Annotated in this window: 11 protein-coding genes and 7 tRNA genes; 5 read left to right on the top strand and 13 right to left on the bottom strand. The window is 40.5% G+C overall.

Annotated features, from left to right (window positions below; genetic code table 11):
• The first annotated feature begins 5 nt into the window (after positions 1-5).
• Both ACN6NB_RS02595 and ACN6NB_RS02590 read left to right on the top strand, forming a co-directional pair.
• Entirely contained in the window at positions 6-1,139 is a 1,134-nt protein-coding gene (locus ACN6NB_RS02595; protein WP_144491832.1) for an aminotransferase, read from the top strand.
• Positions 1,140-1,388: 249 nt separating this feature from the next.
• On the top strand, positions 1,389-2,696 hold the full coding sequence (locus ACN6NB_RS02590) for an aspartate aminotransferase family protein (RefSeq protein ID WP_341039990.1): 1,308 nt from the start codon (positions 1,389-1,391) through the stop codon (positions 2,694-2,696).
• A gap of 139 nt (positions 2,697-2,835) precedes the next feature.
• On the opposite strand, the gene ACN6NB_RS02585 is transcribed toward ACN6NB_RS02590, so the two are convergent.
• Both ACN6NB_RS02585 and ACN6NB_RS02580 read right to left on the bottom strand, forming a co-directional pair.
• Complete coding sequence (locus ACN6NB_RS02585; RefSeq protein WP_059376082.1) at positions 2,836-4,275, bottom strand: DHA2 family efflux MFS transporter permease subunit; 1,440 nt, start codon at positions 4,273-4,275, stop codon at positions 2,836-2,838.
• A 79-nt stretch (positions 4,276-4,354) separates the two neighbouring features.
• Positions 4,355-4,951 (bottom strand): TetR/AcrR family transcriptional regulator, encoded by a 597-nt coding sequence (locus tag ACN6NB_RS02580; protein WP_224930346.1) that lies wholly within the window; start codon positions 4,949-4,951, stop codon positions 4,355-4,357.
• 235 nt (positions 4,952-5,186) lie between these two features.
• Between ACN6NB_RS02580 and bglS the strand changes: the two genes are divergently transcribed.
• Entirely contained in the window at positions 5,187-5,915 is a 729-nt protein-coding gene (gene bglS / locus ACN6NB_RS02575) for a beta-glucanase (protein ID WP_041089240.1), read from the top strand.
• A gap of 43 nt (positions 5,916-5,958) precedes the next feature.
• Here bglS and ACN6NB_RS02570 read toward each other — a convergent pair whose 3' ends face one another.
• Positions 5,959-6,360 (bottom strand): MerR family transcriptional regulator, encoded by a 402-nt coding sequence (locus ACN6NB_RS02570; RefSeq protein ID WP_144495831.1) that lies wholly within the window; start codon positions 6,358-6,360, stop codon positions 5,959-5,961.
• Between the two features lie 208 nt (positions 6,361-6,568).
• Here ACN6NB_RS02570 and ACN6NB_RS02565 point away from each other — a divergent pair, with 208 nt between their 5' ends.
• Both ACN6NB_RS02565 and ACN6NB_RS02560 read left to right on the top strand, forming a co-directional pair.
• Positions 6,569-7,618 carry an NAD(P)-dependent alcohol dehydrogenase gene (locus ACN6NB_RS02565; RefSeq protein ID WP_106025669.1) on the top strand — a complete coding sequence of 350 codons (1,050 nt, stop codon included), beginning with the start codon at positions 6,569-6,571 and terminating at the stop codon, positions 7,616-7,618.
• A gap of 248 nt (positions 7,619-7,866) precedes the next feature.
• Positions 7,867-8,328, top strand: a complete 462-nt coding sequence (locus tag ACN6NB_RS02560; protein WP_039176740.1) for a CarD family transcriptional regulator — start codon at positions 7,867-7,869, stop codon at positions 8,326-8,328.
• 266 nt (positions 8,329-8,594) lie between these two features.
• Here ACN6NB_RS02560 and cspC read toward each other — a convergent pair whose 3' ends face one another.
• The 10 genes from cspC to ACN6NB_RS02510 all read right to left on the bottom strand — a co-directional run bounded on the left by cspC (position 8,595) and on the right by ACN6NB_RS02510 (position 12,758).
• Entirely contained in the window at positions 8,595-8,798 is a 204-nt protein-coding gene (gene cspC / locus ACN6NB_RS02555) for a cold shock protein CspC (RefSeq protein ID WP_008346765.1), read from the bottom strand.
• Between the two features lie 258 nt (positions 8,799-9,056).
• Positions 9,057-9,851: an alpha/beta fold hydrolase gene (locus ACN6NB_RS02550; protein WP_039176737.1), complete on the bottom strand. Its 795-nt coding sequence runs from the start codon at positions 9,849-9,851 to the stop codon at positions 9,057-9,059.
• A 161-nt stretch (positions 9,852-10,012) separates the two neighbouring features.
• A tRNA-Leu gene (locus tag ACN6NB_RS02545) sits at positions 10,013-10,096 on the bottom strand.
• Between the two features lie 48 nt (positions 10,097-10,144).
• Positions 10,145-10,227, bottom strand: a tRNA-Leu gene (locus tag ACN6NB_RS02540).
• 7 nt (positions 10,228-10,234) lie between these two features.
• A tRNA-Lys gene (locus ACN6NB_RS02535) sits at positions 10,235-10,310 on the bottom strand.
• 31 nt (positions 10,311-10,341) lie between these two features.
• Positions 10,342-10,416: transfer RNA gene (locus tag ACN6NB_RS02530), tRNA-Gln, on the bottom strand.
• Between the two features lie 20 nt (positions 10,417-10,436).
• Positions 10,437-10,508, bottom strand: a tRNA-Glu gene (locus ACN6NB_RS02525).
• Positions 10,509-10,517: 9 nt separating this feature from the next.
• Positions 10,518-10,608: transfer RNA gene (locus tag ACN6NB_RS02520), tRNA-Ser, on the bottom strand.
• 4 nt (positions 10,609-10,612) lie between these two features.
• Positions 10,613-10,687 (bottom strand) — tRNA-Asn (locus ACN6NB_RS02515).
• 223 nt (positions 10,688-10,910) lie between these two features.
• A complete protein-coding gene (locus ACN6NB_RS02510) occupies positions 10,911-12,758 on the bottom strand; it encodes a sigma-54-dependent Fis family transcriptional regulator (RefSeq protein ID WP_474253217.1) in 1,848 nt (615 codons plus the stop codon).
• Positions 12,759-12,768: the final 10 nt, after the last annotated feature.

Below are 12,768 nucleotides of genomic sequence, written 5' to 3'. Positions count from 1 at the left end.
ATAGGATGAATATAAAAACATTTGCTGTAGAACATTGGATGAATTTATACGAGCAAGAGGCCGTTTATAATATCGCGGAAACATGTGTTGAATCTTTCACTGTAAATGAGTTGATCGGAATCGATGGCTCAAATCCAGCAGATTTTTTCAATGAAGTCGGAAAGAAAAAATTAACATACGGACATATTGAAGGATCTCCAGAGTTTAAAAGCTTAGTATCTGGCCTGTATGAGACAGTTGAAGCTGATAATGTACTTGTCATGAATGGAGCAATTGGTGCAAACTTCTTAGTGCTCTATTCTCTTATTGAGCCAGGAGATCATGTAATTGCTGTACACCCAACATACCAGCAGTTATATGATGTGCCTGCTTCATTTGGCGCGAATGTAGATCTGCTGCCATTGAGACCAGAAAATAACTTCCTGCCGGATCTAAACGAATTAAAGTCTCTGATTAACGAAAAAACAAAATTGATTATTATCAACAATCCGAATAATCCTTCAGGTGCTATTATTGAGAGAGAAATGCTTGAAGAAATTGTAGAAATTGCACGCTCATGTGATGCTTACTTGCTGTGCGACGAAGTATACAGAAACCTATTACAGGAAGATAACCTTGTTGTGCCATCTGTTGCTGATTTATATGAAAGAGGAATCAGTACATCAAGTATGTCAAAAGTATTTTCATTAGCCGGCTTGCGCCTTGGGTGGATTGCAGGTCCAAGTGATGTGATCGCTGAATGCATAAAACACCGTGATTACACAACAATCAGCTGTGGTGTGCTTGACGATATGTTAGCCGTTCATGCTCTTAAAAACTATGATAAAGTCCTAGGAAGAAGCCGCAAAATTATCAAAGATAATCTGGCTATTTTAGATGAGTGGGTTCAAAATGAACCTTCAATCTCCTACGTAAAGCCACGTGCAGGCACAACATCTATGCTGAAATACGATTACCCTATTTCATCAGAAGAATTTTGCGTTGACCTATTTAAAACGAATGGCACATTCTTAACGCCAGGTTCTTGCTTTGATATGGAAGGTTACGTTCGTATCGGTTACGCATGTTCAACAGATGTATTAAAAGCAGGTCTTGAGAAATTCTCTGAATATTTGCGTACCCTTAAAGTAAATAGCTGATTAAAAACCATTAAGATAAATATTTGGAATATCTGATCGTACAAAAACCGAACTGCCAATTATGGTTAGTTCGGTTTTTTTGTAAAGTTAAAAGATATTTAAAAACCTTTTCTTGTCAGATTATCTCACATCATTATCTTCAATAGTTACTATAAATAAGTTAAAATTTTCAGTTAATTATTTTCGTGTTATTCTACACCTGCAACAGAAGAAAGGTAGAGGTGTAAAAAGCTTAAGGGGGGAGATTTTATGAGCAACAACTGGAGTTCCTTAGTTGAGAACATGAGTGATTATTTAGCACCTAGCATGGCCAAAGATCATCCAAACTTACCTGTGGTAAAAGAAGAAGGTTGTTATTACTACGGGCTGGATGGGAAAACCTATTTAGATTTTACTTCCGGGATTGCAGTAGCTAATACAGGACATCGCCATCCTAAAATCGTACAAAGTATCAAGGATGCAGCAGATCAATTAACTCATGGCCCTTCGGGAGTCATTATGTATGAATCTATTTTAAAGCTGGCCAAATCTCTAGGTGAAATTCTGCCAGGAGATTTAAATTGTTTTTTCTTTGCCAATAGTGGTGCTGAAGCAATTGAGGGAGCTTTAAAATTGGCTAAATATGCAACAAAGAGACCTTATGCTATTTCTTTTACGGGGTGCTTTCATGGCCGTTCTTTAGGTGCTTTAAGCGTATCAACATCAAAAAGTAAATATAGAAAATATATAAATCCGTCTCACCTGACTTATCATCTGCCTTACGCTAATATGCAGGCATGCCCCGAAGGTAAAGACCCAGAAACTTTCTGCATTAACGAATTAGAAAAACATTTTGAAGAATTATTTAAACACCAAGTGACACCTGAAGAAGTAGCCTGCGTCATATTAGAACCTGTATTAGGAGAAGGCGGCTACATCATCCCTCCTAAAGGGTGGCTGAAAAAGATCCGCGAAATATGCGATCAGCATGGTATACTGCTTATTTTTGATGAAGTACAAACTGGCTTTGGACGCACAGGAGAGTGGTTTGCTGCTCAGACATTTGAAGTCACCCCAGACATTATGGCTATCGCTAAAGGAATAGCTTCTGGTCTACCTTTAAGTGCCACAGTAGCTTCAAAAGAACTGATGAGCAAATGGCCTGCTGGAAGTCATGGAACAACGTTCGGTGGAAATCCAATTGCCTGTTCGGTAGCGTTGACCACTCTTGAAATAATGAAAGAAGAAAGATTACTAGATAATGCAAAAGTGGTTGGTCAATATGCTGCTGAAAAACTAAAACAAATGAAAAAAAATCACCCGATCATTGGAGAGATACGCTCGGTAGGCTTAATGATTGGAATTGAAATGATAAACCCAAAAACAAAAAAACCCGATGGAAGCGCCGTCATGAAGATTTTAGATTATTCCCTTGAGCAGGGAGTTCTCTTTTACTTATGCGGTAACGAAGGAGAAGTGATTAGAATGATCCCTCCTCTGACCGTCACAAAAGAACAGATTGACGATGGGCTTTCAAAATTAGAAAAGGCATTGCACCAATTTGAGAAAGAATTTTAAGTAGAAGCCGTTTCGAGTATTCACCGCTATTCTATGTACGACTCTTTTTTTCATATTTAATGATATCATTATTTGATGAAAGACTAATTTATTGAAAAAAAGCACTGCGGCGCTATGTCCTCAGTGCTTTTCATTTCTCTTATGATACTTGCTGTTCTACCTTCACTCGTTTAATGAAGAAAGCAATAATCAATCCAATGACGGTCATGATCACGGCAAAGATAAATGCATGCTGGACACCATTTGTAAAGGCGAGCAGCTGATTCACCGGATTTGCGGGATCAGATACATTTTCCATAAAGCTTCGAGTTCCTGATGAAAGGATCGAGATACCGATCGCAGTACCAATAGCTCCTGACACTTGCTGCAAAGTATTCATAATCGCTGTACCATGCGGATATAGCTCTGGCGGAAGCTGATTTAATCCATTGGTTTGAGCAGGCATCATGATCATCGCGATTCCGATCATTAAGGTAATATGAAGAGTTACAATGAATCCAATCGACGTATTCACACTTAGATTCGTAAAGCCAAACATCGTCGCTGCGACAATGACAAGACCTGGAATGACAAGCCATTTTGGACCAAACTTATCAAATAGACCACCCATGATTGGAGATAGCAATCCGTTGATAATTCCACCTGGCAATAGCATTAAACCTGCTGTAAAAGTGGAAAGCGCCAAGGACGTTTGTAGATACAATGGCAAAATCATCATAGCAGACAGCATCACCATCATACACACTAAAATTAGAAGTAACCCAATGACAAACATCGGATATTTAAACGGGCTTAAGTTCAGCATTGGTTCTTTCATGTTTAGCTGTCTTAAGGAGAATACAAGAATCCCTATGACACCAACTACAATTGCAACGATGACATGCATACTGCTCCAGCCGCCGCCTTCACCGGCACTGCTAAATCCATATACAATTCCTCCGAAACCAATGGTTGAAAGAACAATCGATAGAATGTCGATTTTCGGTCTTGTTGGTTCTGTAATATTTTGCATAAAGATAAAACCAAAAACAAGTGCAGCCATTAATAAAGGAAGTGAAATCCAGAAAATCCAATGCCAAGTCAACGATTTCAAAATAAGACCAGAGACTGTCGGGCCGACAGCTGGTGCAAACATAATCACAAGACCAATAATCCCCATTGATCGGCCACGTTTATGAGGCGGGATGATGACCAAAATCGTATTAAACATCAATGGCAGAAGCAATGCTGTACCGACTGCCTGCACGACACGTGCTACCATTAAAATACTAAAGACCGGCGCAACCGCCGCAATAAATGTTCCGATGATCGAAAAGACGAGCGACGTAATGAAAAGCTGCCTTGTCGTAAACCATTGAAGAATGAGTCCTGAAATCGGCACGAGAATACCAAGTGTTAATAAATATCCTGTTGTCAGCCACTGAGCAGTCGTCGCTTCAATTCCAAAGTCTAACGTTAAACTTCTCAGCGCCATGTTTAATGCCGTTTCACTGAACAGGCCAATAAATCCAGCTGTGATAAAAGAAATAATAATGGGCAGCGTTCGAATTTCAGAAGCTGCTGCTTGCTGTTTGTTCATATTAAGTTGGCTCCTTTTCTTTTTCAATTTAGATGAACCTTAGGAAGTCAGGGTGGTCAGAAATGAGCCACTTCAATGTCTATTGAAAGACGGATAAAATCTGTTTTTCTGCAGCAAATTGAGCAATTTTGTCGATCGAATAGCCAGATTCATGTATATAAAACATGAGCTCAGGCGTCATTGGAGAGGACATACATAACGTTGTCAGTTCTATATCCTGTATATTCGCTTCTCCCTTTTCTCTCGCTTCTTCAAGCAATTCACGAATGATTTGTCTGAGTGATTGACTGTAATGACTATCATACACTTTACTTGTCTGCTCTAAATTCCCAGAGATTGTGAGCATCCGAATCCAGTCTAAATGGTGACCGACGATCAGATGAATTTCTTCGAGAACATAGCGTAAACGTTCACGAACCGGCTGATCACTTATTTTGCTCAAGTAAAGATGCAAAGCTGGGATCAGCTGTTCAAATCTCTCCCCAAGGATAGAAAGGCACAAATCACTTTTATTGGCGTAGCGGCGGTATAGAGTGCCCTGTCCAACACCAGCTGTTTTCGCAATTTTATGCATGCTGACATTTTCTACACCAAATTCTTGAAACAAGGAGAATGCGATCTCTTCAATTTCCTCACCAATATCCTTTTCCACCATACACACCTTCTTTACCTTCATCCACATGACACTCATCTCTATGTGTTAAATCAAAACACTTTAGGTTTTTCTTAGGAAAATTGTCCCGATATTATCTTACGGACAACTGTCCGCATTGTCAATCATTATTTTTTTCTTTCAATTCTATTAAATGATGCACACAGTTTATCATTATTTAGACCGATTTTCCCTTTTGAAAGAATCATGTATGATCAATAAAGAAAGCGCTTCCACAAAAGGAGAGGAGAATGCGAATATGTACCGTATGAAACGAATGTTGATGCTGGTTGTCACTGGATTAGTCTTGAGTTTGTCCACATTTACTGTGGGTGCCTCAGCACAAACGGGTGGATCGTTTTATGAACCTTTTAACAACTATAATACGGGGTTATGGCAAAAAGCCGATGGATACTCGAATGGAAACATGTTTAACTGTACGTGGCGTGCAAATAATGTGTCGATGACCTCAGCAGGTGAAATGCGTTTATCTCTCACAAGTCCCTCCTATAACAAGTTTGACTGCGGAGAAAACCGCTCCGTTCAAACGTACGGCTATGGGTTATATGAAGTCAACATGAAGCCCGCCAAAAATGTGGGGATCGTCTCTTCTTTCTTCACTTATACGGGACCGACTGATGGCACGCCTTGGGATGAGATTGACATTGAATTTCTAGGAAAAGATACGACAAAGGTACAGTTTAATTACTATACCAATGGTGTAGGAAATCATGAAAAGATCGTCAACCTTGGTTTCGATGCAGCGAACTCTTATCACACGTATGCATTTGACTGGCAGCCAAACTCTATCAAATGGTATGTCGATGGACAATTAAAGCATACCGCCACCACACAAATTCCTCAAACACCAGGGAAAATTATGATGAACCTGTGGAATGGTGCAGGTGTCGATGAATGGCTTGGTTCCTACAACGGTGTTACACCACTCCACGCACATTATAACTGGGTGCGTTACACAAAAAGATAACTCTATCAAAAAAACCTGTGACTTGTCACAGGTTTTTCTTCGTTTAATTTGAACTAGTTTTCAGCTGATGAGCGAGTTTTTTCTCATGATTGTGGATAATATCTTCATAACTTTCTATTTTGAAATCCAATCGTTTAATGGTCTCTTCGATTTCCTTTTGTTTTTGGACGAGTCTTTCTCGTTCATTGATCAAAATGTTTTTTCGCGAAGATAACGTATGATCATCATCCTCAAAAAATAAGGCTGTATATTCTCTAAGCGCATCAATCGAGAGCCCAGCATTTCTCATACACTTGATAAATTCAATCCATTGAAGATCATCCTCTGTATAATCACGAATCCCATGATCATCACGTTTGATTTCTCTAATCAAACCAATATTTTCGTAATATCTAAGTGTCGCAGTGGATAAAGCGAGCTGTTTTGCTGCTTGTGCTATTTTCATTGTGCCCTCCCTCTTTCTCTTACCTTCCGATCTCCCTTTCCTCATCATCTCCATTTTAAAAAAGAAAGCAAGATGCTTTTGGCTCAATTCTTGATTCAAGAATGTTGAATTCGTTATTACAAAAGGTTTTCTGTTGACTTATAGTTCACTTTAAGAAGTACAGTATAGAAGAAAGAATCGAAGCTTATTTTTGAAAGGATGATCAAGAATGTGTCAGACGCACCAATCAAATGTTTTAAGTGTTTCACACGCAAAAGCGAATTTTGAACGGACGACTATTGAACGAAGAGCACTTCGTCCACATGATATTTTAATTGATATTCAATTTAGCGGGATCTGTCATTCAGATATCCACAGCGCTTTTGATGAATGGGGCGGCGGTATTTTCCCGATGGTTCCTGGTCATGAGATTACTGGGGTCGTTGCAGCTGTAGGGGATGATGTGACGAAGTTTCAAATCGGTGACCGTGTAGGTGTTGGCTGCTTTGTGGATTCCTGCGGCACCTGTGAATATTGTCAAAATGGAGACGAGCAGTATTGCACAAAAGGGGTCGTCCAAACATATAACAGCCGTGACTATGACGGGGAACCGACTTATGGCGGCTACAGTCAAAAAATTGTCGTGACTGAACGATTTGTCGTCAGCATTCCTGATCAACTGCCTCTTGATGCCGCAAGCCCTCTTCTCTGTGCCGGCATTACAACTTATTCTCCATTAAAGCACTGGAAGGCAGGCCCTGGTAAAAAGGTCGCTATCGTCGGGATGGGTGGACTCGGTCATGTCGCCATTCAATTCGCACGCGCACTTGGCGCTGAAGTAACGGTTTTAAGCCGCTCTTTGAATAAAAAAGAAGAAGCACGATCATTTGGTGCAAAAGACTATTTTGCTACAAGTGATCCTGAAACGTTTCAGACACTAGCCGGTCAGTATGACCTCATTCTCAATACAGTCTCTGCCAACATTAATGTGGATGCCTATCTGTCCTTACTCCGTGTAGATGGAACCTTGGTGAACGTCGGTGCACCGCCTAAGCCGGATCAATTCCACGTCTTTTCATTAATTTCCGGCCGTCGCAGCATTGCTGGTTCACTCGTTGGCGGCATCCAAGAAACACAAGAAATGCTCGATTTCGCAGCTGCTCACAACATCGCACCACAAATTGAAGTGATTAACGCGAATCAAGTTGATGAAGCGTATGAACGTGTGCTGAAAAGTGATGTGCGTTACCGGTTTGTGATTGATATTGCTACGTTGTGATTGATATTGCTACGTTGTGATTGCTATTTGTTTTAAGAGACTAGCCTGATTGGCTGGTCTTTTGTTATGTTTCAACCTTTTCCTTTTACACAGGTGTATGCAATGGACATTTCACAGCAAAAATCCTCTGAAATTCGCACAAAAAATATTGACATAAAAATAAAAAACATGTTATTATTAAAAATTTGGTTATTACACCTTCATTTGTGATACCCTTATAGTAGATACAATTTATGGAGGTGGATGAAATGTTTCAAATTGGTGATAACATTGTTTATCCAATGCACGGAACAGGCATAATTGAAGCCATAGAAGAAAAGAAATTTTCTGCCGAGACAGAAGAGTATTATGTCATTAAGATGTCCGTCAGCCAGATGAAAGTGATGATTCCAACAAAGAAAATGTCAGGGTCAAATATAAGAGCAGTTACGAATATACTTGCCATCAAGAACATTATCCACATTTTTCAGAATGAAACCTCAGATACATTATTGTCCTGGAAAGAAAGGTATAAAATCAATACAAACAAAATCAAAACAGGCGATATCCAAGAAGGCGCTGAAGTTGTACGTGACCTCTTGCGAATGAAAAAAGAAAAACCACTCAATTCAAGTGAAAAGAAAATGCTGGATGATGCTTATGAGTATTTGATTAGTGAACTGGAAGTCATCGAAGGAATTACCGAAAAACAGATTAAGAGCTTTTCTTAAAAATTTATACCACTTTTTTACTCCCACCTTCTCCCTCATTTGTTATTCTCTACGAATAGCTCCACGCCCTGTCACTTTGAAAAGAAAAAGAAATTATTTAGGAAAATTCCGCATATTGTCAATCCAGTATGTTATACTAAACTAACCTTTGAAGCATGAAATTTTTACGAATACCTTGTACCATCTCCCTACTTGTACGTTGAGTAGGGTTTTTTCATGCAAAAAAACAGGCTCTCCGTAGAGAACCTGTTTTAAAAGAATGAAGATTAAGCAATTTTTTGAACGTTAGCAGCTTGAGCTCCACGAGAACCTTGCTCTACGTCAAATGATACTTTTTGACCTTCGTCTAAAGATTTGAATCCGTCGCCTTGGATAGCTGAGAAATGTACGAATACATCGTCGCCTTCTTCACGTTCGATAAATCCAAAACCTTTTTCTGCGTTAAACCATTTTACTGTACCTTGTTCCATGATTGTTGCCTCCTCGTGCGTTTACCACACAATGTATTATACTATCCTTGCCCAAAGTACCCTCAAGACGAAAAGTCAATCTTCATACTATCCTTTACGCCGAACAAAAATAATTACTTTTCATTATAGCATGAATCGGTAATAATTGCAATTTGTTGATTAGAAGAAACATAAGTACATCATTAGACAGGGGGATGATGGTAAAAGGTATAGACATGTTAATCATAAAGCTTGAATTCTATAATAAGTTGTACCTTACTAAAGACTTTCCAACTCAAGTCTATTTAACCAATTATCGACTAATGAGTTAAATACATCGGGTTGTTCAATTTGTAGGTTGTGACCAGCCATATCAAGCACCGCAAAAGTGGCTCTTGGATAATCTTCGATGAGCCGCCATGCATCGTGGTATCCGACTACATTGTCCTGGCGCCCTGTGATAATGAGCGTTGGATACTTAAGATCAGTTGAAATATCGAAGGTAAAACCATATCCATTTTGATGAATGTTGTTGATGAAATCATGATTTGTTTGTTTAGAAGGAAGTAAAATTTCATCTCGAAACCTCTCCCATTCCGTTTTTCCTTGCACAACTATCATAGAGCAAAATTCATCTACCTCCTCTGAAGACAATTGTGATATGAAGCTGCTGTCACTTTTTAAAACCGCCGCCTCTGGTACGACTCTTTCATTGAATTCTGGTATAGTCATGGGCGCCACAAGCAGTAATCCACGAACGGTTTCCTGACGTGAACGAACGATACCTCTGGCGATGTACCCTCCATATGAATAACCACAAACAATAAACTGTTCATCAGGGATAATCTCGTCCAAAAGACACAATATCGCTTCTAGCACATCATCAGAGTTCTGAATAGACGGATGTGGCTTTGAACGTCCCATACCTGGTAAATCTATGTATATTCTCTTCCAACCGCTTCGTTTTTCGAATACCGGTTCCAATGCGTGTAACATTACCTGATGGTCAAGAGTCCAACCATGCAATATCACGATCGGATACCCTTCTCCAATGACTTTATGGTAAATTGACATGTTTTTATTTCCCCTTTCCTACTCTTCAATATTTTATCACAATTTTAGAAAAATTCTTTTTTCACTAAACTTGTTATCATCGTAAACTATCATATATAACTGTTCAAACTAATTAGAAAGCACAAAAAAAACCAAAGGTCTACAACCTTTGGTTTCTTAGATGCGGCCGAGAGGACTTGAACCTCCACGGGTTATTCACCCACTAGGCCCTCAACCTAGCGCGTCTGCCATTCCGCCACGACCGCGTGTATGATGTGCTCATATATTCATAAGTGCACTGTTTGAAAAAACAATGCGGGTGAAGGGACTTGAACCCCCACGTCATAAAGACACTAGATCCTAAGTCTAGCGCGTCTGCCAATTCCGCCACACCCGCGTGACAATGGTGAGCCATGAAGGACTCGAACCTTCGACCCTCTGATTAAAAGTCAGATGCTCTACCAACTGAGCTAATGGCTCATCTGCTATGCAGAAAAACATATATAAAAAATGGCTGGGCTAGCTGGATTCGAACCAACGCATGACGGAGTCAAAGTCCGTTGCCTTACCGCTTGGCTATAGCCCAACGAATCAAAAAACAAAACATGACCCGTACGGGATTCGAACCCGTGTTACCGCCGTGAAAGGGCGGTGTCTTAACCGCTTGACCAACGGGCCATACAATAATGGCGGAGAAGGAGGGATTTGAACCCTCGCGCCGCTCGCGCGACCTACACCCTTAGCAGGGGCGCCTCTTCAGCCACTTGAGTACTTCTCCATTATGGCTCCGCAGGTAGGACTCGAACCTACGACCGATCGGTTAACAGCCGATAGCTCTACCACTGAGCTACTGCGGAATAATAAGACATGTTTCATTATATCTATGCCAGAAAAATGTGTCAAGAATTTTTAAGTGTTTCATTCCTGTCTCATTAGCGACGGCTTTTATAATTTAACATATACTAATATAACAGTCAAGCCTTTCTTCCTTCCTTTTTGTTTTCTGTTTAGACATGACAGAAAGACCCCGACCTCTAACTGAAAGACCAAGGCCTCCTTGCTGCTGCGCTCCCTATGAGTTCATGACAGCTTATACTTTCGCATCCACTTGTAAAAGGTGCTTCTTGGCACCTCTGCCAGCCTCGCTGCTTCTGACACATGACCTTTTGTTTTGTGCAATGCTTCAATCACCGTTTGCTTTTGAATGCGTTCCCTTAGCGTGAGTTCTTTTGGATTCTCGGTATACTCTGGTAGATGCAGCTTCTGCTTTTTCTGATCCATCGCCTCTAATAACGCCGCATATTGCGATTCACCAATCCATCCTCCTTTAGGAAATAGTACCCTTATATGTTCAAACAGATTAAAAAGCTCTCGTATGTTTCCTGGCCAGTGGTACGCTTCTAGCTTACGAAAAAAAGATTCAGGAAATGTCGCATTCCATTGGTGTTTCTTTTGGTAATAGCGATAGAAATCAACAATGTCTTCTTTTCTTTCTCTAAGCGGCGGGATGTTGATTGGATAGACATGAAGACGGTAATACAAATCTTCACGTATTTTTCCTTCCTTCAGCAGTTCGTTTATATTCCGGTGTGTCGCTGTTATGATTCTAATATCCAAAGGGATTTCGTGTGTCCCGCCGAGCGGTACGACTTTTCTTTCTTCAATGACCCTAAGAAGCGCCACTTGCATCGCATAAGGGATTTCGCCAATTTCGTCTAAAAAGAGAGTTCCTTTCTGAGCCTGTTCAAATTTCCCCTTTGCTCCATGACGTTTTGCCCCTGTAAAAGCTCCTTCAGCATAACCAAATAGTTCGCTTTCTAACAGGCTTTCTGGTATGGCTCCACAATTAACGGCAATAAACGGTCCTTTATGTCTTTCACTAGCTAAGTGAATTGCTCGAGCGGCCAGTTCTTTCCCTGTACCTGTTTCTCCCCAAATATATACATTTACATCTGTTTGTGCCGCTCGTTTCAATTCGCTAAGTGTCTGCTGAAATACTGTACTTGTTCCAGATTCCCCGGGAAATTGAGGAAAAGAAACGGTGATATTTCTCTTCTTTGCTTCTTCAAGAGAAAAAGACATCCCAAGCAGCTCTCCGTCTTGTTCTGACTGAATGAGACGCTTGTCTCGTGTAACAAATGTATCAGCCATGAGCAGCTCAACATCCATTCCATACCAGTCTGAAAACCGATCTCTAATCGGCTTGCTTGCCGAAACAATCTGCTTTTTCTCATTACAGACAACATACGGCTCGTCCGCTTCCACCTGCTGGAGACAATGACTGACCAGCTCCATCTCTTTCCTTTTTTGCTGGACCTGAATTTCTCTCTCTATAGCATATGCAACTGTTGAAGCCATCCCAAGCATAAAAGGATGCCTTTGATCCGCCATACAGGAGATATCAATGACTCCTATGACCGTGCCGTCTGCATCACGAATAGGGGCCGCTGAACAACTCCAATGGTGGGAAGCGACTGAAAAATGCTCAGTTCCGTTGATCGCTACAGCTTCCCCAATGACCAGTGCCGTTCCAATAGCGTTCGTCCCCACATCGGCTTCGGTCCAGCGCGCGCCCTCCATAAAATTTATTTTTTTCGCTTCTACCAGTGTCCTTTGGCTTCCTGTCAAACTCAGCACATAGCCATCTGCATCGATGAGTAAGGCCATCATGTCCGATTCTTTTAATTGCTGACTAATTTTATTTAAGTAAGGAAGAGCGGCATTTAGGAATAGTGAGTACTTCTTTTTTTGAATACTGAATAATTCCTTTTCTAACAACGACTGTCCTTTATCTAAATACGGGTTCACATTTGCCTGTTTACATCTGTGCCATGACTCCATCACTCTCTTATCCAGACGAGACCTATCAAGTAAACCTTCACGAACAAAACGTTTCCAAGTATTTAAATAACAAGGCGTCGGATTCATTCCATCCTCT

This window comes from Bacillus sp. 11B20, assembly GCF_056098985.1.
Note: the sequence above shows the minus strand (reverse complement) of the source record. Positions and strands in the feature narration are given on the sequence as shown.